The organism is Winogradskyella epiphytica (assembly GCF_003217215.1).
GTDB classification, from domain to species: Bacteria; Bacteroidota; Bacteroidia; order Flavobacteriales; family Flavobacteriaceae; genus Winogradskyella; species Winogradskyella epiphytica.
Genome location: NZ_QJTD01000003.1, coordinates 142,984 through 169,107, shown reverse-complemented (window position 1 = coordinate 169,107; position 26,124 = coordinate 142,984). Strand labels below are relative to the sequence as shown.

General features: G+C 34.2%; 25 protein-coding genes. 17 read left to right on the top strand and 8 right to left on the bottom strand.

What is annotated here, in order from left to right; translation table 11 throughout:
• Positions 1–6 precede the first annotated feature (6 nt).
• From ccoN to DFQ11_RS09630, 10 genes are all read left to right on the top strand, one after another.
• Positions 7–2,205 carry a cytochrome-c oxidase, cbb3-type subunit I gene (ccoN, locus tag DFQ11_RS09675; protein WP_110475686.1) on the top strand — a complete coding sequence of 733 codons (2,199 nt, stop codon included), beginning with the start codon at positions 7–9 and terminating at the stop codon, positions 2,203–2,205.
• A 6-nt stretch (positions 2,206–2,211) separates the two neighbouring features.
• On the top strand, positions 2,212–2,397 hold the full coding sequence (locus DFQ11_RS09670; RefSeq protein WP_092444043.1) for a CcoQ/FixQ family Cbb3-type cytochrome c oxidase assembly chaperone: 186 nt from the start codon (positions 2,212–2,214) through the stop codon (positions 2,395–2,397).
• Positions 2,394–3,284 carry a cbb3-type cytochrome c oxidase N-terminal domain-containing protein gene (locus DFQ11_RS09665; RefSeq protein ID WP_110475685.1) on the top strand — a complete coding sequence of 297 codons (891 nt, stop codon included), beginning with the start codon at positions 2,394–2,396 and terminating at the stop codon, positions 3,282–3,284. Before DFQ11_RS09670 ends, DFQ11_RS09665 begins: the two co-directional genes overlap by 4 nt.
• 55 nt (positions 3,285–3,339) lie before the next feature.
• Positions 3,340–4,764 carry a cytochrome c oxidase accessory protein CcoG gene (gene ccoG / locus DFQ11_RS09660; protein WP_110475684.1) on the top strand — a complete coding sequence of 475 codons (1,425 nt, stop codon included), beginning with the start codon at positions 3,340–3,342 and terminating at the stop codon, positions 4,762–4,764.
• Positions 4,765–4,856: 92 nt separating this feature from the next.
• Positions 4,857–5,303 carry a FixH family protein gene (locus tag DFQ11_RS09655; RefSeq protein ID WP_110475683.1) on the top strand — a complete coding sequence of 149 codons (447 nt, stop codon included), beginning with the start codon at positions 4,857–4,859 and terminating at the stop codon, positions 5,301–5,303.
• The gene (locus DFQ11_RS09650) at positions 5,304–6,005 is read left to right on the top strand and encodes a sulfite exporter TauE/SafE family protein (protein WP_110475682.1); all 702 of its coding nucleotides are present in this window, start codon (positions 5,304–5,306) and stop codon (positions 6,003–6,005) included.
• A 75-nt stretch (positions 6,006–6,080) separates the two neighbouring features.
• Entirely contained in the window at positions 6,081–6,515 is a 435-nt protein-coding gene (locus tag DFQ11_RS09645; protein WP_110475681.1) for an RrF2 family transcriptional regulator, read from the top strand.
• Between the two features lie 50 nt (positions 6,516–6,565).
• Positions 6,566–7,300 carry an iron-sulfur cluster repair di-iron protein gene (ric, locus tag DFQ11_RS09640; protein ID WP_110475680.1) on the top strand — a complete coding sequence of 245 codons (735 nt, stop codon included), beginning with the start codon at positions 6,566–6,568 and terminating at the stop codon, positions 7,298–7,300.
• 122 nt (positions 7,301–7,422) lie between these two features.
• Entirely contained in the window at positions 7,423–8,625 is a 1,203-nt protein-coding gene (locus DFQ11_RS09635) for a hypothetical protein (protein ID WP_229791275.1), read from the top strand.
• Entirely contained in the window at positions 8,580–9,041 is a 462-nt protein-coding gene (locus DFQ11_RS09630; RefSeq protein WP_110475678.1) for a hemerythrin domain-containing protein, read from the top strand. Before DFQ11_RS09635 ends, DFQ11_RS09630 begins: the two co-directional genes overlap by 46 nt.
• 40 nt (positions 9,042–9,081) lie before the next feature.
• Here DFQ11_RS09630 and DFQ11_RS09625 read toward each other — a convergent pair whose 3' ends face one another.
• From DFQ11_RS09625 to hemN, 5 genes are all read right to left on the bottom strand, one after another.
• Positions 9,082–9,801 carry an SCO family protein gene (locus DFQ11_RS09625; RefSeq protein WP_110475677.1) on the bottom strand — a complete coding sequence of 240 codons (720 nt, stop codon included), beginning with the start codon at positions 9,799–9,801 and terminating at the stop codon, positions 9,082–9,084.
• Positions 9,802–9,806: 5 nt separating this feature from the next.
• Positions 9,807–10,577 (bottom strand): formylglycine-generating enzyme family protein, encoded by a 771-nt coding sequence (locus DFQ11_RS09620; RefSeq protein WP_110475676.1) that lies wholly within the window; start codon positions 10,575–10,577, stop codon positions 9,807–9,809.
• A gap of 8 nt (positions 10,578–10,585) precedes the next feature.
• On the bottom strand, positions 10,586–12,031 hold the full coding sequence (gene nirK / locus DFQ11_RS09615) for a copper-containing nitrite reductase (RefSeq protein WP_110475675.1): 1,446 nt from the start codon (positions 12,029–12,031) through the stop codon (positions 10,586–10,588).
• A gap of 439 nt (positions 12,032–12,470) precedes the next feature.
• Positions 12,471–13,304 carry a universal stress protein gene (locus DFQ11_RS09610; RefSeq protein ID WP_110475674.1) on the bottom strand — a complete coding sequence of 278 codons (834 nt, stop codon included), beginning with the start codon at positions 13,302–13,304 and terminating at the stop codon, positions 12,471–12,473.
• Positions 13,305–13,372: 68 nt separating this feature from the next.
• Positions 13,373–14,737 (bottom strand): oxygen-independent coproporphyrinogen III oxidase, encoded by a 1,365-nt coding sequence (gene hemN, locus DFQ11_RS09605; RefSeq protein WP_110475673.1) that lies wholly within the window; start codon positions 14,735–14,737, stop codon positions 13,373–13,375.
• 230 nt (positions 14,738–14,967) lie between these two features.
• Between hemN and DFQ11_RS09600 the strand changes: the two genes are divergently transcribed.
• Both DFQ11_RS09600 and DFQ11_RS09595 read left to right on the top strand, forming a co-directional pair.
• Complete coding sequence (locus DFQ11_RS09600; RefSeq protein ID WP_110475672.1) at positions 14,968–15,570, top strand: superoxide dismutase family protein; 603 nt, start codon at positions 14,968–14,970, stop codon at positions 15,568–15,570.
• A 103-nt stretch (positions 15,571–15,673) separates the two neighbouring features.
• Positions 15,674–16,150: an SRPBCC family protein gene (locus tag DFQ11_RS09595; RefSeq protein WP_110475671.1), complete on the top strand. Its 477-nt coding sequence runs from the start codon at positions 15,674–15,676 to the stop codon at positions 16,148–16,150.
• 80 nt (positions 16,151–16,230) lie between these two features.
• Here the strand turns inward: DFQ11_RS09595 and DFQ11_RS09590 are convergent, their stop codons facing one another.
• Positions 16,231–18,384: a S46 family peptidase gene (locus DFQ11_RS09590; RefSeq protein ID WP_110475670.1), complete on the bottom strand. Its 2,154-nt coding sequence runs from the start codon at positions 18,382–18,384 to the stop codon at positions 16,231–16,233.
• Between the two features lie 216 nt (positions 18,385–18,600).
• Here DFQ11_RS09590 and DFQ11_RS09585 point away from each other — a divergent pair, with 216 nt between their 5' ends.
• Both DFQ11_RS09585 and DFQ11_RS09580 read left to right on the top strand, forming a co-directional pair.
• Positions 18,601–19,776 carry an LETM1-related biofilm-associated protein gene (locus tag DFQ11_RS09585; RefSeq protein WP_110475669.1) on the top strand — a complete coding sequence of 392 codons (1,176 nt, stop codon included), beginning with the start codon at positions 18,601–18,603 and terminating at the stop codon, positions 19,774–19,776.
• A gap of 59 nt (positions 19,777–19,835) precedes the next feature.
• Positions 19,836–20,783 (top strand): tetratricopeptide repeat protein, encoded by a 948-nt coding sequence (locus DFQ11_RS09580; RefSeq protein WP_110475668.1) that lies wholly within the window; start codon positions 19,836–19,838, stop codon positions 20,781–20,783.
• Between the two features lie 172 nt (positions 20,784–20,955).
• On the opposite strand, the gene DFQ11_RS09575 is transcribed toward DFQ11_RS09580, so the two are convergent.
• The gene (locus tag DFQ11_RS09575; protein ID WP_110475667.1) at positions 20,956–21,375 is read right to left on the bottom strand and encodes a nucleoside-diphosphate kinase; all 420 of its coding nucleotides are present in this window, start codon (positions 21,373–21,375) and stop codon (positions 20,956–20,958) included.
• 323 nt (positions 21,376–21,698) lie between these two features.
• Between DFQ11_RS09575 and DFQ11_RS09570 the strand changes: the two genes are divergently transcribed.
• From DFQ11_RS09570 to DFQ11_RS09560, 3 genes are read left to right on the top strand one after another with little or no spacing between them, the layout of a single operon-like run.
• Positions 21,699–22,733 carry a DHH family phosphoesterase gene (locus tag DFQ11_RS09570; RefSeq protein ID WP_110475666.1) on the top strand — a complete coding sequence of 345 codons (1,035 nt, stop codon included), beginning with the start codon at positions 21,699–21,701 and terminating at the stop codon, positions 22,731–22,733.
• A 10-nt stretch (positions 22,734–22,743) separates the two neighbouring features.
• Positions 22,744–23,277 carry a gliding motility-associated peptidyl-prolyl isomerase GldI gene (gldI, locus tag DFQ11_RS09565; RefSeq protein WP_110475665.1) on the top strand — a complete coding sequence of 178 codons (534 nt, stop codon included), beginning with the start codon at positions 22,744–22,746 and terminating at the stop codon, positions 23,275–23,277.
• The gene (locus DFQ11_RS09560) at positions 23,270–24,490 is read left to right on the top strand and encodes a peptidylprolyl isomerase (RefSeq protein ID WP_110475664.1); all 1,221 of its coding nucleotides are present in this window, start codon (positions 23,270–23,272) and stop codon (positions 24,488–24,490) included. The genes gldI and DFQ11_RS09560 overlap by 8 nt, the downstream gene beginning before the upstream one ends.
• Before the next feature lie 110 nt (positions 24,491–24,600).
• Here DFQ11_RS09560 and DFQ11_RS09555 read toward each other — a convergent pair whose 3' ends face one another.
• Complete coding sequence (locus tag DFQ11_RS09555) at positions 24,601–26,064, bottom strand: aminoacyl-histidine dipeptidase (RefSeq protein ID WP_110475663.1); 1,464 nt, start codon at positions 26,062–26,064, stop codon at positions 24,601–24,603.
• Positions 26,065–26,124 lie beyond the last annotated feature (60 nt).

The window sequence follows — 26,124 nt, the reverse complement described above, 5'->3', positions numbered from 1 at the left end:
TTAAATATGGAAATGCAACAATTCTATTACGATAATAAAATCGTTAAAAAATTCCTTTATGCTACCATTTTTTGGGGAGTTGTTGGGATGCTTGTAGGGCTCATTTTGGCCTTTATGTTTTTATTCCCAAACATGACCGATGGTGTCTCTTGGTTGAGTTTTGGTCGATTACGACCTTTACACACCAATGCGGTGATTTTTGCATTTGTGGGTAATGCCATCTTTGCAGGTGTCTACTACTCTACGCAACGCCTCCTAAAAGCAAGAATGTTTAGCGACTTTTTAAGTAATTTAAATTTCTGGGGATGGCAACTTATTATTGTTGCAGCAGCAATTACATTGCCTTTAGGTTATTCTACGTCTAAAGAGTATGCCGAGCTAGAGTGGCCAATAGATATTGCTATTGCCTTAATCTGGGTGGCTTTTGGTATTAATCTTATCGGTACGATGTTAAAACGTCGCCAACGACACTTGTACGTGGCCTTATGGTTCTACTTAGCAACGTTTGTTACGGTTGCTGTACTTCACATTTTTAATAGTTTAGCGCTTCCTGTAAGTTTCACAGGTATGAAAAGTTATTCGGTATATGCTGGTGTACAAGATGCCTTAGTACAATGGTGGTATGGACATAATGCAGTTGCATTTTTCTTAACCACTCCTTTTTTGGGTCTCATGTATTATTTTGTGCCTAAAGCGGCGAACAGACCTGTGTACTCTTATCGCTTATCTATCGTTCACTTCTGGTCATTAATCTTTATTTATATTTGGGCAGGTCCGCACCACTTATTATATACAGCCTTACCAGAATGGGCACAACATTTAGGTGTAGCCTTCTCAGTAATGCTATTAATGCCATCTTGGGGTGGTATGATTAACGGGCTTTTAACCTTGCGAGGTGCTTGGGATAAGGTGCGTACAGATCCTGTTTTAAAGTTTATGGTTGTAGCCATTACAGGTTACGGTATGGCAACCTTTGAAGGTCCGATGTTATCGCTTAAAAACGTTAATGCTATTGCACACTTTACGGATTGGATTATTGCACACGTGCACGTTGGTGCATTAGCTTGGAATGGTTTCTTAGCCTTTGGTATGATTTATTACCTTATTCCAAAATTATTTAAAACTAAATTATACTCTATCGGTTTAGCCAATTTACACTTTTGGATTGGAACATTAGGTATAATGTTGTATGCACTACCTCTCTATGTTGCAGGTTTTGCACAAGCGAGTATGTGGAAACAATTTAACCCAGATGGTACTTTAGTTTATGGTAACTTCCTAGAAACCGTAACCGAAATTATGCCAATGTACTGGATGCGTGCTATTGGTGGCACCTTATACATCACTGGGATGATTATTTTAGTTGTCAATGTTATCCTAACCGTTGTAAGCTCTAAGCAAGGTGTTACAGATGAATTAGCTGAAGCTCCTGCTTTAAAACGTGTTTCAAAAGGTCGTGTTGCAGGTGAAGGATGGCACACATGGTTAGAGCGTAAGCCTGTACTCTTAACAATATATGCTACAATCGCTATTTTAATTGGTGGTATCGTACAGATTATACCAACCATCGTTGTAAAATCTAATATTCCAACAATTAGTACTGTAAAACCTTATACACCTTTAGAACTTGAAGGAAGGGATATTTATATTAGAGAAGGTTGTGTGGGTTGTCACTCACAAATGGTACGTCCGTTTAGATCGGAAGTAGAGCGTTACGGAGAATACTCTAAGGCTGGAGAATTTGTATACGATCATCCATTCCTTTGGGGAAGTAAACGTACTGGACCAGATTTACATCGTGTTGGAGGAAAATACTCAGACAACTGGCACTTTAATCATATGTACGATCCACAAAGTACATCAACCGGTTCCATAATGCCAGCATACCAATGGTTAATTAGAGATGAATTGGATAAATCTGATACTGAGATGAAAATGAAAACTATGGTATCCTTAGGTGTACCATATTCAGCTGAAGATATAGCCAACGCACAGGCTGATATGTTAGAGCAAGGTACACAAATTGAAAAAAGCCTCTATAATGATCCAGATTTTGTAGCCTCGTATGAAGCTGATAAAGCAGCCTCAGGAGATGATTTCGTAGAAATGCGAAACAGAGAAATCGTAGCCTTAATAGCTTATTTACAGCGACTAGGTACCGATATTAAAGTTAAAGATATTTTAGACGAAACCGCTCAAAACTAATTTATTATGTTCAAATTTATAAAAGGTCATTTAGAAAGTATTACAGGGATTGAGATATACCCATTGATATCGCTTCTTATTTTCTTTATATTCTTTGTTGTGTTATTCTATTGGGTAATCACAGCTAAGAAAGATTATATCACCACAGTTAGTAATATTCCATTAGACAATCAAAACGATACCACAATATGAGACATTTAATCCCATCATACATTAGAGTACCTGTAGTGTTTTTTGCCATTGCTGGACTCGTAGAGTACTTTGTAGATTCAGGAGATAAGCCTGCTTTTATTGAGCAGCCAATTATTTTACTATTTTTATTTTTAATATTACTAGTGCTTATTGCCATTGAAGGTATTGTCAACTCCTTAGATAATATTCTTTATCAAAGCTTAGATGAGGAAGGAAAAAAACGCTACGAAGCGTCACGATCTAAAACACCTCAATTCACAAAATTAAAAGCATTGTATTCTAAATTAGTTGGTAAACAGAAACCAATTGAAGAAGAAGGTGAAATTATATTAGACCATAATTACGATGGTATTAAAGAATTAGATAATAATTTACCACCTTGGTGGGTGTACTCCTTCTATATCTCTATAGTTTTTGCTGTGATATATATGGTTCGTTATCATGTTTTGGATGCAGATGACCAATTTGTAGAATATGAAATTGAATACGCAGAAGCTAATGCTGCCATTGAAGCATATAAAAAGACAGCTAAAGGTTTAGTGGATATTAACACTGTAGAAGTATTAACTGAAACCGCGGATTTAAATGCTGGTAAAAAGATTTTTGAAACCAACTGCGTGGCCTGCCACATGGCTGATGGTGGTGGTGGAATTGGTCCAAATCTAACCGATAAACATTGGATTTTAGGTGGAGGCATCAAAAACGTATTTAAAACGATATCTGAAGGTGGACGTTCTGGTAAAGGTATGGTGGCTTGGAAACAAAGTTTAAAACCTCTAGAAATGGCACAGGTGGCTAGTTACGTCTTACAGTTTCAGGGCACCACTCCTGCCAATCCAAAGGCAGCGGAAGGTGATATTTGGGTACCAGAAGACACTGATGAGTAAATATAACACTGGAATTAGAAGATTTTTTCTAAATAATAGTTAATTTAATAAAGTAATGGAAACGCCAGGAAATGAAGTTTTTAGAGATTCAATTGGTACAATTGACGAAGAAGGTAAACGCAAGTGGGTTTTTCCTAAAAAACCCTCTGGACCATTATATGAAAAGCGTAAGCTCGTAAGCTATGTATTATTAGCCTTTTTATTTGCCGCACCCTTCATCAAAATTAATGGTAATCAGTTTCTATTATTTAATATCCTAGAAAGACGATTCAATATTTTTGGATTTCCATTCTGGCCTCAAGATTTTTATCTCTTTGTCATCTCTATGTTGATTGGAGTTATTTTTATAACCCTATTCACCGTAGGCTTTGGTCGTGTATTTTGCGGATGGATCTGTCCACAGACCATTTTTATGGAAATGGTTTTTAGACGGATTGAATATTGGATTGATGGTGACCGAAACAAACAAATGCGCTTAGATCGACAAAAATGGAATGCAGAAAAAATTCGTAAACGCGCATTAAAATGGTTTATCTTTTTGGTCATTTCGTTTTTAATAGCCAATGTTTTTCTAGCGTATTTAATAGGTAGTGATAAACTTATAAAGTATATTACTGAAGGGCCTTTTGAACATGCTGGCACATTGATACCATTACTCATCTTTACAGCCGTTTTCTATTTTGTATTTGCCTGGTTTAGAGAACAAGTGTGCATTATTGCATGTCCTTATGGCCGTTTACAAGGAGTACTTTTAGATAATAAATCTATTGTTGTCGCCTACGACCACAAACGTGGTGAAGGAGAGAATGGTAGAAAAAAGTTTAGAAAAAAGGAAGACAGAGCAGCTCTAGGCCATGGAGATTGTATAGATTGTTCTCAATGTGTTAATGTATGTCCTACAGGAATCGATATTAGAAACGGTACCCAATTAGAATGTGTGAATTGCACCGCATGTATCGATGAATGCGACCATATTATGGAAAGTATTAATCTTCCAAAAGGCTTAATCCGTTTTGCCAGTGAAGATGAAATTGAAAAGAAAGAGCCCTTTAAATTAACCGCTCGTATGAAAGGGTACATGGCCGTACTCACCATATTAATTGGAATTTTAGCTGGTATGTTATTATTGAGAAGCGATGTTGAAGCAAGAATATTACGATTACCAGGTCAGTTGTATGAACATAAAGACAACGGTATTATTAGTAATGTTTACACCTTTAAGCTGGTTAATAAAACCACTCAAGAATTTGATGATATCACCTTTAAGCTGAGAGGTTGGGATGGTACTATAAATGTAGTGTCTACTTCAGAAACATTTAACGTAGATGCCCAAGGTATTGCAGAAGGCACTCTATTTATAGAATTGAAACAAAGTGATTTGTCTGGTGATAAAAATGAGGTGATGATAGATCTTTATAGTAATGATGAGATTATTGAAACCACCTCGGTAACATTCTTAGGACCTAGAAGTTTCAATTAAAAAAGAGCACAAGCTTTAAACATTTTCAGCTCAAAAGTTGTCGAGAATATGATAAAGCCCTGAATGTTATTCAGGAATAAAATAAAAGAATTATGAAAATAAATTGGGGAACCGCAATCGTAATTGCATTTGTATGTTTTATATCCTTTATCATGTACTTTGTAATTAGCATGAGTACAGATCGTAAATATGATCACGATTTAGTAGTGGAAGATTATTACGGTCAGGAGCTTCAGTTTCAAGCCGACTTGGATCATGAAGAAAATGCAAAACATTTAAAAAGTAATATTACTCTAAAAACAACCAAAGAAGGTATTGTAATCACTTTTCCAGAGAACTTAAACATTAAAAATATTGAAGGTAAAGTGTTCCTATATAGACCATCTAACAAACAATTAGATTTTGAAACTGAGATTTCACTATCTAACCATAATTTGCTCATACCTGACAAGCGTTTGTTGGATGGTCGTTGGAACATTAAAGTAGATTGGAAATATAACACTAATTCTTATCTCTTTAAAAAAGAAATCACATATTAAATGCTTATATCTGCGCTCATATTAGGTTTATTAGGAAGTCTGCACTGCGTTGGCATGTGTGGTCCTATTGCTTTTATGTTGCCTGTAGATAGATCCAATTCATTTAGAAAAGTAAGTCAAATCGGTATTTACCATTTTGGTAGGCTATTGGCTTATAGTATCATTGGTTTAGTTTTTGGACTGGTCGGGAAGAGTTTTTCTCTATTTGGCATTCAGCAACAACTCTCTATTATTATTGGTGTTTTAATGATTGTCATTGTCATATTACCTCATAAAACAATTGGCAAATACAACCTCTCACAACCACTTTATAAGCTTATTTCAAAAGTAAAGACGTCTTTGGGTAAAGCCTTAAAAAAGAAAACAGCAGATACCTTTTTAACCATAGGTTTTCTTAATGGTTTTCTACCTTGCGGATTAGTTTATATGGCTGTTTTCGGATCTATTGCCACTGGTAGCTTGGTAGAAGGAAGTTTTTATATGATTCTGTTTGGAATTGGTACCATTCCATTAATGACCACAGCTATTTATTTAGGTAAATTTTTAAATACTACGATTAAGCAACGTATTCAAAAAGCTATTCCGGTTTTTGTTGTTATTATTGGTGTTTTGTTTATTCTTCGTGGATTAGGCTTAGGTATTCCTTACATCTCTCCTGCTCCAATTGTGGAAACAGCAACAAGCACTATCGAATGTCATTAAATATTATATTTTAATTAAGACAAAACTATCCTATATAAAAATAATACATTATATTTGTATTATAATTATTGGTTTGTGTTTTCAAAAGCCTGTGAATATGGTATAAAAGCAACGATTTTCATAGCGATCAATTCTTATGATGGTCGACGTGTTAGTCCGAAAGAAATTTCTAAGGAAATTGATTCACCAACTGCCTTTACAGCTAAGATACTTCAAGATTTAGTAAGACATCATATTATAAAATCTGTGAAAGGCGCCTATGGCGGGTTTGAAATTGATAAGGACACCATTTCAAAAATAAAATTAGCACAGATCGTTAATGCGATTGATGGCGATCAAATTTATAAAGGCTGTGGATTGGGATTACAAAGTTGCAATGAAGCCCATCCTTGTCCAGTACATGATAAATTCAAATTAGTTAGAGACGATTTAAAGTTCATGTTAGAGCATACATCTTTAGAAGAATTGGCACTAAATATTACATCTGGCGCATCATTTTTGAAAATATAAAAAAAAATTTAAACATAAATAGGATATATATATCCGAAATACTTAATATTATGGAAACACTTCAAATGAACTCTCAAAAAGAAATTGGGCAATATGTTGCTGATGATTTCAGAACAGCCGCTATCTTTTCAAAGTATAAAATCGATTTTTGTTGCAATGGAAATAGAACTGTTGAAGAAGCTTGCAAAAAGAAAGGCATAGACAGTTCACAGGTTCTAGAAGAACTGCATCAGGTTATAAATTCTAAAACCGGAGAATCAATTGATTATAAATCGTGGCCAATAGATTTATTGGCAGAATATATTGAAAAGAAACACCACAGATATGTCGAGGAGAAAACTCCAGTTTTACGTCAATTTTTAGATAAATTATGTAAAGTCCATGGAGAAAGACATCCTGAATTATTCAAAATAAAAGACTTATTCTATGCATCTACCGGTGAATTAGCATCCCACATGAAGAAAGAAGAACTGATTCTCTTCCCTTTTGTAAAAAGGATGGTAAAAGCCAAATTAGCCAATTCGCCAGTTCAATCTCCACAATTTGGCACAGTTGAGAACCCAATAGCTATGATGATGGAAGAGCATGATAATGAAGGGCAGCGTTTCAGAGAAATTGCTGAATTAACGGATAACTATACGCCGCCTTCAGATGCATGTAACACCTATAAAGTGACTTACGCCATGTTAGATGAGTTTGAGAAAGATTTACATCTACATATACATTTAGAAAATAATATTCTATTTCCTGAAGCCATAAAACTTGAGAAACAAATCAGCTATTAATCAAGTTTTACCAGAAAATCCTGAGGTGTGATTAAAACCATATCTTGGGATTTTTTTTATTTATTTCACTACATTTCGAATCGTAAATTTCAACGATGCAAGCTAAGTTAGTTCTAATATGTTTGAGTAATTTTTTAGTCGCAGCCCTTATGGGATTAGCGCTGCGTTATTCCTTTTTAGAACCAATTGGTATTAATTATAGATTCCTGACGCATGCCCATTCTCACGTGGCTATGTTAGGCTGGGTCTATTTGATGATTTTTACCTTATACGTTCATTACTTTATACCAAATAAAACCAAGCCTTATAACCGTTTGTTTTGGATTACCGAAATTGCCGTACTAGGAATGATGATTAGCTTTCCTATTCAAGGCTACGAAGCGATTTCAATTAGTTTTTCGACCTTACATATTTTTTGTAGTTACTACTTTGCCTATCTTATCTGGAAACATCACGAAACAGAATCCAAAGCTACAAGTTTGCTCATAAAAGCGTCACTGGCTTTCATGGTTTTATCCACCTTTGGAGTATGGTGCTTAGGTCCTGCTGTAGTAACTTTAGGATCTACCTCAGCTTTTTATCAAACTGCGATCCAATTCTTTTTACATTTTCAATTTAATGGTTGGTTTTTAATTGCGGTTATAGCTGTTCTTTTTCATTTACTTAAAATTGAATATTCGTCGGTATTTAAAAACTTTTTCTATGTTTTAATAGGGTCAACCATTCTAACGATGGCTTTACCAATTCATTGGTTTAGCCCTCATGATGCCTTAATATGGATTAATACAATTGGCGTTTTATTGCAAATAGCAATGCTTATACTATTCTTAAAAATCGTATCGCCTAAGCAGAATATCGTTACAAACAAGCATTCTAAACTACTCTATCTCATGTATGTTTTCACCGTAGTTTGCTTTATATTGAAAGTTCTCTTTCAAATCGTTACCATTCTACCAGAATTTGCACAAACAGTTTTCTACCAACGAAATTTTGTAATTGGATTTATACATTTATTGATGCTTGGCGTCATCTCAGGTTTCCTATTTTCTTTTATTCTTAATTCAAGCGTGGTTGGTCATTCTAAAACCTTATATTTAGGTATTTATAGCTTTCTCATAGGCTTTATTCTAACGGAATTACTTCTATTAGTTCAAGGCGGAATGTTTTATATAGGAAGCGGACTAATTACACATTATCACCTATTATTATTCATTTTTAGTCTCTTATTACCCTTAGGCATCGGCTTAATTTTAGTTCACATTTTTAAACACAAAAAACAATGCAACCTAAACCTCAAAAACGACATAAAGCTTTACAACCCTTAAGTAGAGAACATCATCATGGTTTATTATTATCTTGGAAAATCCGATCAGGCTTTAGTAAAGATATAGAGCCAGAACGCATTAGAGTATATGCAAATTGGTTTTATGAAAACCATTTAATTCCGCATTTCGAAATTGAAGAAGCCCACATCTTCCCTATTCTAGATGCTGAAAACGATTTAATTAAACGTGCTTTAGCTGATCACAGACGCTTAAAACGTTTATTTGAAGAAACGGGTGATGATGTAAAGACACTAAATAGAATTGAAGAAAAGTTAGATCAACATATTCGATTTGAAGAACGAGTACTCTTCCCAGAGATTCAAAAAATAGCAACGGAAGAAGAACTGCTTCAAATAGAGAAAATTCATCAACCAGAAGCCTTTGAAGACAACTTGACTGATGAATTTTGGAAGTAATACACTAAGATTAATACAATCTTAAATTGTTGCTTTAGATTTAGTTTGTAAGCTGAAGAATAGTTTCAATAGTTTCTTTATTATCTACACCTAAGCCTTCTTGTTGATGCATTAGCTCACCTTCGGCATTAAATACACTTATAATATTTGAGTGTGAAAAATCTATTGGTGAAATCTCTTTGTATTTTACAGAAAGTACATTAGCAAATTCTCTTACCCCACTTTCTGTACCTTGTAGGAATGTCCAATGTTCATCGTCCATAACATTTTCTATGGCAAAATCTTTTAAACGTTCTGGTGTATCTACAGTTGGATCTATACTTACCAATACAAATTGAAGATTTTTTAAGTTCTCTTTAGGAATTTTAGCTTCAATATTTCTCATATCCGCGACCAATCTTGGACAAGCTGCTTTACAAGATGTATATATCATCACCATAACCAAAGTTTTACCTTTTAAATCTTCAAGCTGAATTTCTTCACCCTCCTCAGTATGCCATTGACTTGTAAGGTTGAATATGGACTCATCCGAAATTTCAGTATCAGACGTCACTTTTGGTGATTGTTCTTCAACCAATTCCAAATCCATTTTACAAATAGGACAGCTTATGTTTTCAGAGTAGGTCTTATCACCTTCACATTGCATAGGACATTGATAAACCGCAATTTCCTGTTGAGAATTTTTCGATTTGTTCGAATCACAAGATGTTACTACGATAAGCAACATCATTACTGTCATTATGGTTTTAATATATTTCATTTCTTTTAGTCTTTAATATCTTGAACGCAACGAAACCCTAAGTTTTTCATTGAATTTTTTGCCTTTAAACTTCCTCTAATGGCGTAACGCATAAAAGCTGCATAATTCATTAAATCAGTTGCATTTATTGAAGCAGATCCACAAAATAAGTTACTATCTTTATCACTATCCTTTCTAGATTCTCCAGTGATTAATACCGAATTAAAATCTAGAGTCCACTCCCAAACCAAACCATGTAAGTCGTAAACACCCCAAACATTTTTTTCAGTTTCCCCGATAATGAGTTCTTTTCGAGGTTGCTCGTACCAGGCTAGGATTCTCGCATTATATTCAGGTTTAACCCGTGCATCTTTTGTGATTTCATCTGCCATCGCCACATATTCCCATTCATCTACTGTAGGTAAACGTTTATCTTGACACTCGCAATACGCTTTTGCCGCAAACCACGATACATTAGTAATGGGACTATTTGGATTTACAGAATCTTTCATTTTAAAATCAGATTCCCAATGCGCCAAATAACTTTTGTCTGCAAACAATCCTTTTACCTTAGACTTTCGCCATTTCGGATTTTCTTTTAAAAAAGTTATATATTCCTCAACACTCACGGGATAAATATCCATTTTAAAGTCCTTAACCTCAACGACTGTAGAATCTCTACCATATAATGGTAGATAACGACTTCCTTCTATAAGAACCATGTCTTTAGCTTGTCCAAACATTAAAGATGGAAAGGCTAAACACACTAATAACAAGCTAAAGACTCTGGTTTTCATATTTTATATTATTTATTTTTTACTTTTTCAACCATTTCCTTGGTGACAACAGTACCATTATTGCCCCAACTATTATAAACATATGTCAATACATTCGCAACCTCTTCAGAAGAAATCATTTGTCTCGTCATTACGCTATTGTATTTATTACCGTTTACAGTGATCTCACCGCTAAGTCCGTGTACAACCGCACTTATTGCACGATCTACATCAGCGTTTAGGTAATCTGATTTAGCTAATGGAGGGAATGCATTTGCAATTCCTTGACCTTCTCCTTGGTGACAAGCAAAACAGGTTTGCATATATACTTGTTTACCAAATTTCATTTGTTCTTCCATTGATTTCGCAGGTACTTCAGATTCAACAATTTCATCTGTGGTAGGCATACTTTGGATTCCAGGTCCTTCTGGTAAATAAATACCTTCACGAAGTTCGCCAGAATAGATTTTCTTATTTTCTTCACCCTCCACATTAAGAATTCCTAAAGCACCTTTATTAAATGCTCTAAATATAGAGTGATCAACTAGAACAAGAGACCCAGGAACATCTACCCTAAATTCAACAATAGCAGCCCCACCTGCAGGAATAAGTGTTGTTTGAATATTTTCGTTAATTAGGTCTCCACCTTCAACATAAACTTTGTCAAATATTTCTCCAATAACATGAAAAGATGATACTAAATTTGGACCACCATTACCAACATATAGTCTTACAGTTTCACCAACCTTAGCTGTAATAGCATTGTCTCCAGTTAAACCATCAACACTACCATTAAAAACTACGTAATCGGCATTTTCATCAACTGCCTTCTGCATATCGAAAGGTTGTAATCCCCTTTCTCCATTTTTTCCTTTTGTATAAAAATCACCTTGCATGATGTAGTATTCCTTATCTACTGGTGGTAAACCTCCTTCTGGTTCCACTAAAATTAAACCATACATTCCATTAGCAATATGCATCCCAACTGGCGCTGTAGCACAGTGGTAAACAAAAAGTCCTGGATTTAAGGTTTTAAATGAAAAGGTTTTTTCAAATCCTGGCGCAACAAAAGAAGACTCTGCACCTCCTCCTGGGCCTGTTACCGCATGTAGGTCGATGTTATGAGGCAATTTGTTGTCTGGGTGATTTGATAAAGTAAATTCTACTTCATCGCCTACTCTAGTCCTAATAAAACTTCCTGGAACAGACCCTCCAAATGTCCAATAATTATATCTCACCCCATCGGTTAATTCACCTTCTTGTTCAAGGATTTCCATATTTACTTTAAGCTTCTTGGCTTTACGTCTTCCAATTGGCGTTGGTACATGAGGAGGAGCAGTTAGCTCTGCTACCATTTCTCTCGACACAGATATGTCTGAGTTGTTGGTTGGTTCGTTATTCTCGTTCCCCTTACAAGAGGTAAGAAAAAGGGCTCCTGCTATTGCAGTGCCTAATAATAATTTGATGTTTTTCATCTTTAGTTTCGGTTTTGGTTGTTCTTATTTAGTGTTCATTTTTAAATTAGGAGTTTTTCATCCTAATAAGACAAAAATAAACTAGTGGCTGTTATGAAAATATGATTTTTATCATCTAAAGAATATTTTCACCGTAAATACAACAATCAAGATAGTAAAATGTAGTTAAAATCTTCATTTTTTAGTTACAAAAACAAAACATAACAACATAATTATAAGCCACATAACTCAACAACAAGAATTACAACAATGAATTATAGGTCTTTATTCAATAACAGAAAGTGTCAGAATAATAAAACAGAATGTAAAATAAACTTAGTCCAAAATGTTATAATTCACCGTTTCTATTTTCAATTTAAAGGCATAAAAAAACACCAAGAAATCACTTGGTGTTTATGAATTGTTACCCCCTAAACTAACAACTAAACAAACAATTCGATTAAATTTTAAAAGTCATTACAGGTAAGGTAGAGTGATTTGCGATATCTTCAGAGATACTTCCTTCAAAAAAATGTGACAATCCTTTTCTTCCATGTGTTGCCACTGCAATCAAATCCGCCCCAGTGACATTAGCGCAGTTTAAAATGCCTTTTTCTATAGTGTAATCCGAGACCACACGGACTTTATTTAAATTTTTTAGATCGCCATCTCCTTTCTTTAAAAACTCAGCAACACGTTTATCTATTTCAGAGGAACTCCTAAAGTTACCATCAGGCGTGTTCACATATACCAAATGCATATTTGTCCCCATGCTATCAAATGTTTGTTTTGCTTTTAGATAAGGTTCAATGGCTGCTTCAGAAAAATCACTAGCAAATACCCCATTCTCAAATTCTAATAAGATGGGATTATGTTTGATTACCAATACGGGAATATCTGAATGCCGAACTACTTTTTCAGTATTTGAGCCTACTAATACACCTTTTAATCCACTTGTGCCTTGAGATCCCATCACAATAAAACTCGCCTCATGTTCTTTAGCAATTTCATTTAATTCACTCCAAACTTTAAAATGTTTTACCACAGGTGTAATTTTCAAGCCTTCTAAATAAGGTTTGTCTAAAAACTTTTCGAATTTTTGTTCAGCAAGCTTTAAATAAAATACAGCTTCATCTCTAAGTGTACGTCCTCCCGACGACAAAACAGCATTTGATAATTCTAACATGTGAACTACAATAAGTTCAGCACCAAACTTCCGACCTAAATTAGCGGCAGCTTCAAGAGCATATTCTGAATACTCCGAAAAATCTACAGGAATAATTATTTTTTTCATGGTCTATTATTTTAACTAAGGCTTATTAAAAGGAATTTTTTAAACACCTTATTATAAATTCTTATTTATTAAATGGTCATAGAAAACAACTGAGTGTTTGGCTTATTTCGTTGCAATAACACATCAAAGGCCATACATATATTTCTTATAAAAGGTTTACCTTCTTCTTTTACCAAAACATGCTTAGTACCAAATTCGAGCAAGCCGTCAGATTCAAATTCTTTTAATTTTATAAGCACTTCAGGTAAATCGTCAAATACTAAAGAGGTATCCTCCCATGAGGTTTCAAAATTGCACATTAGGTTAAGTATATGCTTTCTTATTACTAAATCTTCTGTGTTTAAAATATGTCCTTTAAATACCGGAATAATATCTTGATCTAATAATTTATAATACTCTTCATTAGATTTAACATTTTGCGCAAAACCATACCAGCTATCGCTAATAGATGACACGCCCAAACCAATCATCGCTTGAGTTTTACTTGCTGTATACCCCATAAAATTTCGATGCAGGGTTTTATTTTTCATCGCTTTATAAAGTGAATCTGTTTTTAGAGCGAAATGATCCATCCCGATTTCCACATATCCTGCCTCTTCAAAGCGTTTTTTCCCTGTTTCGTACTGCTGACGCTTAGATTCTGGTGTAGGCAAATCGTCTTCACTAAAACCTCTTTGTCCATTTCCTTTGATCCACGGTACATGAGCATAACTATAAAAGGCGATTCGGTCTGGCATTAAAGCCTTCGTTTTATTAATAGTTTCAATGACATCCGCTTCCGTTTGAAATGGTAAGCCAAAAATAATATCATGCCCTACAGAGGTGTAACCAATTTTACGCGCCAAGTCTGTAGCACGCTTTACATTTTCAAAAGGTTGAATACGATTGATAGCTTTTTGAATACTTAGGTTATAATCTTGAACCCCATAACTCACTCGTCTAAACCCTAAATCGAATAAGGTTTGAAGATGTTCTTCCGTTGTATTATTAGGATGCCCTTCGAAACTGAACTCATAATCTTCAGCTAATTCAGCATCTTTTAAAAGTTCAGAGATTAAATAATGTAGATTCTCTGGAGAAAAAAAGGTTGGTGTTCCTCCACCGAGATGCATCTCTTTGATTTTTGGTGTAGCCCCTAATAATTCACGATACAGGCGCCATTCTTTTAAAACTGCATTTATATATGGCGATTCTACTTCGTGACGTTTAGTAATTCGCTTATGACACCCACAAAAAGTACACAAACTCTCGCAAAATGGTAAATGAAGATATAAACTTAAACCTTCTGAATTATTACTTTCGTTAAATGCCCGTTTTAAAGAATCCTTCCATAGTTCTAGTGAAAACGAATCTAAATCCCAATAAGGAACAGTTGGATAGCTTGTATAACGTGGACCTGCAACGTTGTATTTATTAATTAATGACTGACTCATGCCTAAAAATTAGACTTCAAAATTAGACTTATCTTTTTTTTTAAAATATGACAATTATCATAAGCCTCGGAATAATTTCATAGCAATTCACTCATACTAAGGCTTTCGGAAGTACTCTAGCACAAACAATTTTTAACTTGATTGAAATTTTAAGTAGCACATATACCCTAGTTTCTTGGATAACTGCACATATCTAACTACTTTTATCTAAACGAAAAATAAATTATCAAATGAAAACTTTAAAATTATTTGTATTGACTTTTGCTGTAGTATTTGCCACGGCTTGTAAAGACAACAAAAAAGAAGAAGAAGAAGAAGAAGTAAATACTGAAGTTGAAGAGACTGTTACACAAGCAGAAGAAATGGTTGAAGCGGTGAAAGAAAAAAAGCTCAGCATCACCTTATCTCCTAAAAGCGACAGTAAGGTAGAAGGAACCATTAATTTTACTGAGAAAGATGGTATGGTAACTATGGTTGGAACGGTAACAGGTTTAGAAGAAGGCGAACACGCGATTCATATTCATGAAAAAGCAGATTGCTCTGCCGCTGATGGAACCTCTTCAGGAGGACATTGGAACCCAACGGGTCAACCACATGGCGAATGGGGCGCTGAAACTGGATATCATAAAGGTGATATTGGTAACTTAACAGCCAATGCTAATGGTCGTGCGACCATAACTAAAACTACGGATGAGTGGTGTATAGGATGTGGCGATGAAACTAAAGACATTTTGGGTAAAGCTATTATTGTACACCTTGATGTAGATGATTTCACAACGCAGCCTACAGGTAACGCTGGTGCTCGTGTTGGTTGTGCTGGTATTATTGAATAAATAATAAAATCCAACAAAATATAATGAACCACCTTGCTTATGCTTGGTGGTTTTTTTATGAAAGTTTCTGCCAAGATGTGCCCATACTTAATCATTATTATATATGCCTCGAATTGAAATTAAAACACAGGTAAATGCTGATATAAAAATTGTATTTGACCTTTCAAGATCTATTGATTTACACAAAATTTCTACCGCTCAAACCTATGAAGAAGCAATTGCTGGAAAAACAACGGGGTTGATTAGATTGAATGAAAGTGTGACTTGGCGAGCAAGGCATTTTGGAGTATATCAGAATTTAACATCTAAAGTCACAGCGTTTAATTCACCTTTTTACTTCGTAGACGAAATGACCAAAGGTGCATTTAAAGGGTTTAGACATGAACATCATTTTATTAAAACAAACGAAGGCACATTAATGACAGATATATTCGTTTATGAATCTCCATTTGGTCTTTTAGGACAGCTTTTCGACAAAATAATTTTAAAAAAGTATATGACTCAGCTACTGACTAAAAGAAATCAAGTAGTTAAAGAGTTTGCAGAAACTGGTCGATGGAAAGAGGTATTAAGTTCTTAAAACATTTCTAAGTCTTTAATCCATGGCAAAAAAAAAGCGACCTGAATTTCAGGTCGCTTTTTAACTATATAAACTTGCTATTATTTACGCTTTGAAACAATAGTTAACTCATCTACAATATGCTTTGCATTAGAGTACTTATCAATTAGCCAAAGTACATATCTAATATCAACATTGATGGTACGTTGTAAGTTAGAATCGAAAATTACATCTCCTGCCATAGCTTCAATGTTTCCATCAAAAGCTAAACCAATAACCTCACCATTTCCGTTAATTACTGGCGATCCTGAGTTTCCTCCAGTAATATCGTTATCTGTTAAGAAGTTGATGGATAGTTCGCCTAATTCGTTAGCATAACGCCCATAATCTTTTGCTTCGTAAGCATCTAACATCTTTTGCTCTAAATCAAACTCAGCATCATTTGGCTTGTATTTTTTAATCATACCTTTAAACGTTGTATAATTATTTACCTTAGCATCGTTTCTCTTATCTGCAGGTAAAGCTCTCACTTTTCCGTAAGATAAACGCAAAGTAGAGTTCGCATCAGGATATTGAATATTACTTAATCCAGACTCACGTAAACCTTGTACTAACAATCTAAAAGACGCTTGAAAATCGTTTTCCGCTTGCTCTAAACTTTCCGGTTGTTCTCTGTATTTATCTAATAATTGGGTAGATAACTTCAATAATGGATCATTTTCTAAAATAGCCATATCAGGATATTCTAAAAATGCTTCTACACCTTCTTTAGACGTAAACATACTTAAGTCAAAAATCGCTTTTGTATAAGCTGTAAAATCGTTGTTGTACTTCTCTCCTATTTCTGAAACTATTTCTGGTAAAGAATAGTTAGATTTTGAAGCCAATAAACCTAATTGCTTAGCCAATACTTCTTCTTCTAAAGGTAAATGGAAACCTTTGTAAGACCCTTCAATTAAAGACTGTAATCTTGGTAAAAGATTTTTACGTTCAGCCTCATCAGCGCCTGCATAATGTTTTAAAGCAGATCCTAATCTGTAAGGTAAAACAGCAAACTTACTTGAACGTAACATTCCTAATAGGTAATTAGATTGTTTTGCTTTTTCGTTAGTTAAGCTGTAGTAATTATTGATGTTTTCGATAACCTTTCCGTATTTGTCTCTGTTTGCTTTTTTCTTAGCCCACTTCGCAAATTTATTTTCAGTTTTCGTCTTTTTTTCTACTGTTTTATGTTCGGTTAAGGCTTCAATCATTCCGCCTCTGTTTTTCCAGTAGTTTGCAATACTTGCATAAGACGACGCATACATTAAGTTGATAGCTTCGTCTTCTTCCATGTATTTTTTCATCACATCCATGCTTAATTTTGAGCCTTCAACCCAAGCAGGATATGCGTATTTTACGTTTTGCTCTACACCTTGAGCAGGCATCCAACGGTTTGTTCTACCAGGATAGCCTAAAATCATAGCGAAGTCATTTTCCTTTACACCATCGATATTAACAGGTAAGTGATACTTTGCTTTTAATGGCACATTATCCGTTGAATATTCAGCAGGATTTCCATCTTCATCAGCATAAACTCTGAATAATGAAAAATCTCCTGTATGTCTTGGCCATTCCCAGTTATCAGTGTCACCACCGTATTTACCAACACTTTCTGGAGGAGTTCCTACTAAACGAACATCTTTATAATCTTCGTATACAAAGTAGTAATACTCGTTTCCTTGAAAGAAAGAACGAACTGAAACGGTGTATTTTCCACCCTCATTATTTTCTTGCTCAATTTTAGCAATCTCTCTATTAATAGTTGCTTCACGTTCTTTTTCGCTCATGTTATCATTAACAAGAGATAAAATACGTTTAGAAACATCGTCCATTCTTACGAAAAAGCGAACATATAAGCTTTCTGGCTTCATTTCTTCAGCTAAAGAACCAGCCCAGAAACCATTCTTTAAGTGATTTTGTTCTGCAGTAGATAATTCTGCAATAGCACTATAACCACAGTGGTGATTAGTTAAAACCAATCCGCTATCTGAAACGATACTTGCCGTACAACCACCATTAAACTGCACTATTGCATCTTTTAAACTATGATTGTTAATGCTGTAAATTTCTTCAGCAGTTAATTGTAAACCCATTTTTTGCATATCTCGATGATTCAATCGATCGATATGCATTAAAAACCACATGCCTTCATTTGCCATCGCCGACGAAAAGGAGATAATAAAGGCAATAATTGTTAGAGATAATTTCTTCATATTTTGTTGTTTTGTATAAGGTGATAAAAATACAGAATTTAAAAGTCGATTTGAAACTGTTAGAACGTTAAAATGGTGTTATTTTTAGGAAGGTATATAAGTTCAAACCTTTACGAGAGTTAGAAAATTTATTCAGTGTTATCTTTTTTTGAATAATTTCGAAATGATTTAAATTATTAAAGATAAAAAGTATCTTTATACTATAATTATAAGGCTATGAATCCTTCTGCTAGTGGCTGGATAAAAAAATTACTTAAACAGGTTTCTGAAACCAAATATTCTGAAACAGAGACTACTGTGTTTTATGATAAATTAAAACAAACTGGTTTTATTTATGGTAGTAACATAAAAGTGGTTTTAGACCTTGTTAAACCTTTTGCTCTTACTGAGGAAGAACGTTGTAAAACCAACCTACTCCTCACCTTTTATTATATCTATAATCAGGAAAATCCTAAAGAAGAATTTATAAATAGTTTAATTCGCTATTATAAATCTATAGATGATCACAAACGTTCATTCTTTTTAGAACTTTTTGGAAATAATAAACCCGATAGTCTCCTAGAGCAGATTATACATAAGCGTATTCATATTGAAGATAACTTTATTTCGAAGAGCTTTAGTTATTTTTTAATTAATGCATTGTTATTCGTTGATGTTTTAGGCTATCACCGATTTTTGAAAGATGAAAGCCATATTAGAGACTACGTCAATACTCTTGAATCGGCATTAGAGACTATAGTTTTCTTTGTTATTGATAATAAGTCTGTAAAAACAGAGTACGACGATAATCTTATCAAACTATTTGAAGGTTCTATCCGACATAAAAACTCCGAACTGCCTACTTATAATAAAGCGGTTTCCTTTATCAATACACCATTAGAAAAACTATATGTTATTGATTTGGTATGTATGGCGTCTTGGACGGATAAGATTATTGACACCGAAGAGCGACAGTTCTTAATTCAATTAAAAAAGGATTTAGATTTAGATGGCGAAGTGATTGCAGAATCCGTAAACGATATCAATTTGTTTTATGACGAACATAAGCAAGATGTTGCGTTTTTAAGTTCGAAAAACTTAGCACAAAGTTTCTATGACAACAGTAGTAAAGTGGTCACCAGACTTATTACTAGAAATAGTAAGCGCTTAATTCAAGAGTTGTCTGAAAGTAAAGAAGCCTTATACTTATTAACGCAATCTACACAACGAAATCTCACAGACGAAGAGCAAAAGAAAATCCAAGCGCAATTAATGGATATTTTTAAGTCCATGCCAAGTTTAGCAATTTTCATGCTACCTGGTGGAATGCTCCTATTACCTTTATTCGTGAAGTTTATTCCTAAGTTATTACCATCAGCTTTTGACGATAACCGAATAGATGATGAAGATTAAAAAATATTAGCAAACCAAATGATTATCAAGACTTTAAATCCTACAAGATTTTAATTACTATGAGGAATGCACTTTTCTTTTTTATTATTACCCTCATACCTATAGGAATTATTCTAAGGACATTTGATTTTTTCATGAGTAATATACTTATAAGCCTTGGTTTTCTTGGAGTTTTGATTTTTCAGATTAGACAAGTGGTTAAAAGCCTACAAAATAAATATTCGGTAAAAATTATCGTTTTGAATATTCTGATAATATTAATGACTCTTTCTTTATTTTCAAAGTACTTATTTCATTCTATTGGAGATTATCCTGCCCTGGTTATAGTCCCTGTTTTTATAATTACTTCTATTATTTACTTACTGACGGAGAAAGCAAAGCAGATAAAACAAAGCATAGTTACTGTACTATATCTCATTCTAACACTTCCTTTATTTGCTTTTGAATTTAATGAGGCACCACGGCATTATATTCCACAATCGTGGCACAATAGATATGGTGAAACTTTAAGTTACTATAAAACTATACCATTCTCATTTGAGTTAGAAGAAACAAAGCTACTAAGCAAAAAAGGTAATGCATATTTAAAACAAAACAACTATCCAGCGGCTATAGACATGTTTGAGCAAGGCAAAAAGCTTGAACCTAAAAATCTATATTTACTCTTTAACCTCTCTGAAGCTTACGCGCGGATTAACCAACTAGAAAGGGCTGTAGCTTTACTCGATACTGCAATAACTATTGATCCAAATTATCCTGAATTTTATAACAATCGTGGCTTACTACATTACAAACTAAGTCATGACTCAGAAGCAATTAGCGATTTAAAAGAGGGCATTAAATTAGATTCTACTTTACCTTCATTATATGCCAACTTAGCTATGGTGTACTATTATCAAGATTCATTTGATATTGCTTGTGAGAATATAAAAACAGCAGAGTCTTACGGATTAGAAATTGAGAACACTAAACACCTTCAGAAAATTAAAGCTAAGCATTGCGAATAAATATATCACAGTGTAAATCTTCCGCACTACACCTCCTGGTTGTCTTAACGTTTTTCTATAAGATTTTGTAAAAACCATTAAAACTCTAGTAGGAGGTTTACTTATGTATAGTATATATCAAAAAAAGACCATCTGTTTAGATGGTCTTTTTATATAATAAGCATGTCTTTTATTAAAACATATCTCTTCCAGCGAAATGGAAAGCACCTTCAATAGCTGCGTTTTCATCACTATCACTTCCGTGAACAGCGTTTTCACCTATAGAAGCTGCGTATAATTTACGGATAGTACCTTCTGCAGCATCAGCAGGATTAGTAGCACCGATTAAAGTTCTAAAATCTTCAACTGCGTTTTCTTTTTCTAAAATTGCCGCTACAATAGGACCACGAGTCATATATTCTACTAACTCACCAAAGAACGGACGTTCACTGTGTATTGCGTAAAATTCCTCAGCATCTGCCTTAGTCATTTGTGTTAATTTCATTGCTACGATTCTAAATCCTGAAGCTGAAATCTTTTCTAATATTGCGCCAATGTGTCCTTTTTCAACAGCATCTGGCTTTAACATTGTAAATGTTCTGTTAGTTGCCATAAATCTTTTTTTTAATGAGGTGCAAAAGTAATCTATTTTAAAGAAATAACAATACTATAACTACAGCTTTATTTTCCTAATATTCCATTCATGCTTTTCTCTTTAAAAATGAAACTTGGCACTGATAATCATCCAATTCAAAACACAAAATCCATCTTTCTAATCCTGTTAAAAACAGTATAAAATTGAAATAGCTTTTCAATCATTACTCTAATAAATTGTATATTCGCCATCTATGACAAAATCTATTCTTTAGACAAATTTAGGTCATATCAACCCAATAAATCAATTCTGAATATATCATATTTGGAAAAGCAAGAAGCATGATCAAAACTCAAATTCCTGAAATAAAAGCTTTATTAAACACTCCCAAAAATATTGTTATTGTTCCTCATAGAAATCCAGATGGCGATGCTATGGGTTCTACCTTAGGCTTATATCATTATTTAAAATTATATCATCATAATGCCGTAGTAATTGCGCCAAATGATTATCCTGATTTTTTAAAATGGTTACCAGGAGATGATACGGTTTTGAAGTTCGAATCTCAAGTTGAAGAAAGTACAGCGCTTATTGAAAAAGCTGATTTAATTTTCACCTTAGACTTTAATGCATTTCATCGAGTAGGAAATGATATGGCAGAAGTTTTAGAGTCCTCTTCAGCTATAAAAGTAATGATAGATCATCACCAACAACCAGATGATTATGCTCAATTCACCTATTCTGATGTCACCATGTCTTCAACTTGCGAAATGGTTTATAACTTCATTGAAATGCTCGGTGATGAAAACAAAATAGATGAAACTATCGCAACCTGTTTATACGTTGGAATAATGACAGATACAGGTTCTTTCCGTTTCCCTGCAACAACAAGACGCACACATCAAATTATTGGTAACCTTATTGATAAAGGCGCCAATAATTCGCAAATTCACAATAATATATACGACAACAATAGTTTTAGTCGTTTACAACTATTAGGAAGAGCCATGCAAAACCTAAAAGTTATTCCAGAATTAAGAACGGCTTATATCACTTTAACGCAAGATGAATTAGATGAATTCAACTTTAAAAAAGGAGATACAGAAGGTTTTGTTAATTATGCGTTATCCTTAGAAGGCATCATATTTGGAGCCATTTTTATTGAAAGTAAACAAGACGATATAATAAAGATATCTCTCCGAAGTAAAGGCGACTTTTCTGTGAACGAATTGTCACGAGCTCATTTTAATGGTGGTGGACATACCAATGCTGCTGGAGGACGTAGTGATGACGATATGACAACTACAATAAATAAATTTATTAGTATATTACCACAGTATAAAGAAGATCTGTCCCCAACCCAAAGCAGATCATAAAACACAATATATGAAAAACCTACTCATACTCTCTGCCATAGCTATGTTGTGCTTCAGCTGTAAATCGCCCGAGGCAAGGCTTCCTGAATCCGTACAATCAGGATCATTTTTAAAAGCTTCTGCCGCACGGAATAAAAAACTCAACGAACTTGAGAAAACACAAATTGAGGAGATTATAAAAAACAATCCAAATAGAGAGTATATCGCTTCAAAAAGCGGATTTTGGTATTCTTACGTACATAAAGTCGAAGGTGACAGTATCCAACCACAATTTGGCGACGTAGTGGATTTCACTTATGATGTCTCTACAATTGAAGGTGAAGAAATCTATGACGATATAGATAAAACCTACGTTATGGATAAAGAAGAATTATTCACAGGTCTGCGCGAAGGTTTAAAACTACTAAAACCCTCAGAAACAGTAACTTTTATTTTTCCTTCCCAAAAAGCATTTGGATATTATGGAGATGACCATAAAATTGGAACTAATATTCCTTTAATTTGCAAAGTAACTTTAAACACAATAAAACAAAACAATGATTAAACAAGCGCTATCATCATTAGCATTACTACTAGTATTGGCTAGTACTTCATGCCAAGAACGTTATCCGGATTTAAAAGATGGAATTTATGCAGAATTCATTACCACAAAAGATACCATGGTGGCAGAACTCTTTTATGATAAAGTTCCTGTAACGGTGGCCAATTTTGTGGCCTTAGCTGAAGGAACTCATCCATTAGTTAAGGAAGAATACAAAGACAAACCTTTGTATGATGGTGTTACTTTTCACCGTGTGATTAATAATTTTATGATTCAAACTGGTGATCCAACTGGTACTGGAAGTGGTGATGTTGGTTATAAGTTTGAAGATGAATTAAGAGCAGACTTAAAACACGATAAGCCAGGAATTTTATCTATGGCAAATTCAGGTCCAATGGGAACCAACAGTTCTCAGTTTTTTATCACGGAAAAACCAACACCTTGGTTAGATGGTTATGATGAAAACGGTAATATGAAAGATTGTAACAATCCTAGAGTTGGTTGTCATACGGTTTTTGGTCAATTAGTGAAAGGAATCGAAGTTCAAAACGCCATTTCTGATGTGACTGTTGGACAAGGAAGTAAACCAGTTGAAGATGTGGTTATTTTAAAAGTGAATATCATTAGAAAAGGAACTGAAGCTAAGAAATTTGATGCTCCAAAAGTATTTACTGAAGAACTTCCAAAAATTAAAGAACGAATAGCTGAAGCACAAGCCGAAGCTGAAAGAAAAGCTGAAGAAGCAAGAGCAGCTGCTAAAGCAAAAGCTGAAGTCTCTAAAGCTGAATTCTTAAAAAAGAATGAAGAATTAAAAGGTCGTAAGATTGAATCACCTACAGGTATGGCAATGGTATTTACACATGAAGCTAATGGTGAAAAGCCAAATGCTTCTCAACGCGTAAATATTGATTGTGCTGGATATTTAGAAAATGGTGACTTATTCTGGACTACATGGAAAGACGTTGCGAAAAAGAATGGTAAATACGACGAAAGACAAGATAAAGCTGGACGTTATGCCCCTTTTGATATGCCTTATAATGAAACGGCAGGCTTAATTGCAGGTTTCAGAGAAGCTATGCTTAATATGAAGATTGGAGATAAAGCGAGAGTATTTATTCCTTACTACTTGGGCTATGGAGAAAACGGTAATCCACCAGTAATCCCTGGTGGTTCAAACCTTATTTTCGATATTGAATTAGTAAGTATCAAGAAATAAGCAACATTATTTTAAATAAAAAAAGCAGCTAAATTAGCTGCTTTTTTTTGTGATATATTATCTTTCAAATATTGATTACTTGAAAGAACCATGGTTTCTAACGCTTTACATTAAGCTTTAGGAATATTCTTTAAAATTTCTAAAACAAATTCCCAATACTTCTGAGCCGAAGAAATCTGAGCACGCTCATCTGGAGAATGCGCTCCTTTAATATTCGGTCCAAAACTAATCATATCCATTTCAGGATAGTTAGTTCCTAAAATACCACATTCTAGCCCAGCGTGACAAGCGGCTACATTTGGCTTCTCACCATTGTTTAAACGCTCATAAATAGGTACCATTACTTTTAAAATGTCAGAATCCATATTTGGAGCCCAACCTGGATAATCACCAGAAAGTTCAACCTCACAACCTGTTAATTCAAAAACAGCACGCAAGGTATTTGCTAAATCTTGTTTCGTACTTTCAACAGAGCTACGTGTTAAACATCCAATTTTAATAGCGCCATCTTTAACAATAACTCTTGCTATATTATTTGAAGTTTCAACTAAACCTTCAATATCAGGACTCATACGGTAGACACCATTATGCGCTGCATATAATGCTCTTGTTAATCCTTCTTGAACGCCTAAATCCATAATTTTTTCTGGAGTTTCCGTTTTAGAAACAATAATTTCTAAATCCGGTTCCATCGTTTTAAATTCCGTTTTAAGAACATCAACATGTGCTTTCATTTCAGCTTCAAAAGCTTCTTCATGAATAGAATCTATAGCAACAACAGCATTACTTTCTCTCGGAATGGCGTTACGTAAACTTCCACCGTCTATTTCAGCAATACGAAGTCCATAATTTTCAAAACCATCAAATAACAAACGGTTCATTAATTTATTGGCATTTCCTAAGCCTTCGTGAATTTGCATTCCTGAATGACCTCCTTGTAAACCTTTTACAGTAATAGTATAACCAATTTTAAACTCCGGAGTTTCTTCTTCTTTATAGTCTCTTGTCGCCGTAACATCTACGCCACCTGCACAACCTACACCGATTTCGTCATCCTCTTCAGTATCTAAGTTTAAAAGAATTTCTCCTTTAAGTAAGCCTCCTTTTAAACCTTTAGCACCAGTCATTCCCGTTTCTTCATCAATAGTGAATAAAGCTTCTAAGGCAGGATGTGCAATTGAATCACTTTCTAAAATTGCCATAATTGTAGCAACACCTAAACCGTTATCAGCACCAAGAGTAGTTCCTTTGGCTTTAACCCAGTCACCTTCAACAAACATTTCTATACCTTGCTTATCGAAATCGAAAACAGTATCGTTGTTTTTTTGATGCACCATATCTAAATGCGACTGCATCACGATTGGCTTTCTATCTTCCATGTCTTTAGATGCAGGCTTGCGGATAATAACGTTACCTACCTCATCTTCTATGGTCTCTAAACCTAAACTATTTCCGAAATCCTTCATGAATTGAATCACACGTTCTTCCTTTTTTGAAGGTCGTGGCACAGCGTTTAAGTCTGCAAATTTATTCCATAATGCTTTTGGCTCTAAGGCTCTTATTTCTGAACTCATATGTCTATTTTATTTAATTTTCAAAGGTACAAAAAGCATTACACTTTTTTAAACAATACC

Bases quoted from the DNA above. Each gene is read 5' to 3' on its own strand.
- ccoN (WP_110475686.1), top strand. From the start codon at position 7: ATGGAAATGCAACAATTCTATTACGATAATAAAATCGTTAAAAAATTC.
- DFQ11_RS09670 (WP_092444043.1), top strand. From the start codon at position 2,212: ATGTTCAAATTTATAAAAGGTCATTTAGAAAGTATTACAGGGATTGAG.
- DFQ11_RS09665 (WP_110475685.1), top strand. From the start codon at position 2,394: ATGAGACATTTAATCCCATCATACATTAGAGTACCTGTAGTGTTTTTT.
- ccoG (WP_110475684.1), top strand. From the start codon at position 3,340: ATGGAAACGCCAGGAAATGAAGTTTTTAGAGATTCAATTGGTACAATT.
- DFQ11_RS09655 (WP_110475683.1), top strand. From the start codon at position 4,857: ATGAAAATAAATTGGGGAACCGCAATCGTAATTGCATTTGTATGTTTT.
- DFQ11_RS09650 (WP_110475682.1), top strand. From the start codon at position 5,304: ATGCTTATATCTGCGCTCATATTAGGTTTATTAGGAAGTCTGCACTGC.
- ric (WP_110475680.1), top strand. From the start codon at position 6,566: ATGGAAACACTTCAAATGAACTCTCAAAAAGAAATTGGGCAATATGTT.
- DFQ11_RS09630 (WP_110475678.1), top strand. From the start codon at position 8,580: ATGCAACCTAAACCTCAAAAACGACATAAAGCTTTACAACCCTTAAGT.
- DFQ11_RS09625 (WP_110475677.1), bottom strand. From the start codon at position 9,801: ATGAAATATATTAAAACCATAATGACAGTAATGATGTTGCTTATCGTA.
- DFQ11_RS09620 (WP_110475676.1), bottom strand. From the start codon at position 10,577: ATGAAAACCAGAGTCTTTAGCTTGTTATTAGTGTGTTTAGCCTTTCCA.
- nirK (WP_110475675.1), bottom strand. From the start codon at position 12,031: ATGAAAAACATCAAATTATTATTAGGCACTGCAATAGCAGGAGCCCTT.
- DFQ11_RS09610 (WP_110475674.1), bottom strand. From the start codon at position 13,304: ATGAAAAAAATAATTATTCCTGTAGATTTTTCGGAGTATTCAGAATAT.
- hemN (WP_110475673.1), bottom strand. From the start codon at position 14,737: ATGAGTCAGTCATTAATTAATAAATACAACGTTGCAGGTCCACGTTAT.
- DFQ11_RS09600 (WP_110475672.1), top strand. From the start codon at position 14,968: ATGAAAACTTTAAAATTATTTGTATTGACTTTTGCTGTAGTATTTGCC.
- DFQ11_RS09595 (WP_110475671.1), top strand. From the start codon at position 15,674: ATGCCTCGAATTGAAATTAAAACACAGGTAAATGCTGATATAAAAATT.
- DFQ11_RS09590 (WP_110475670.1), bottom strand. From the start codon at position 18,384: ATGAAGAAATTATCTCTAACAATTATTGCCTTTATTATCTCCTTTTCG.
- DFQ11_RS09585 (WP_110475669.1), top strand. From the start codon at position 18,601: ATGAATCCTTCTGCTAGTGGCTGGATAAAAAAATTACTTAAACAGGTT.
- DFQ11_RS09580 (WP_110475668.1), top strand. From the start codon at position 19,836: ATGAGGAATGCACTTTTCTTTTTTATTATTACCCTCATACCTATAGGA.
- DFQ11_RS09575 (WP_110475667.1), bottom strand. From the start codon at position 21,375: ATGGCAACTAACAGAACATTTACAATGTTAAAGCCAGATGCTGTTGAA.
- DFQ11_RS09570 (WP_110475666.1), top strand. From the start codon at position 21,699: ATGATCAAAACTCAAATTCCTGAAATAAAAGCTTTATTAAACACTCCC.
- gldI (WP_110475665.1), top strand. From the start codon at position 22,744: ATGAAAAACCTACTCATACTCTCTGCCATAGCTATGTTGTGCTTCAGC.
- DFQ11_RS09560 (WP_110475664.1), top strand. From the start codon at position 23,270: ATGATTAAACAAGCGCTATCATCATTAGCATTACTACTAGTATTGGCT.
- DFQ11_RS09555 (WP_110475663.1), bottom strand. From the start codon at position 26,064: ATGAGTTCAGAAATAAGAGCCTTAGAGCCAAAAGCATTATGGAATAAA.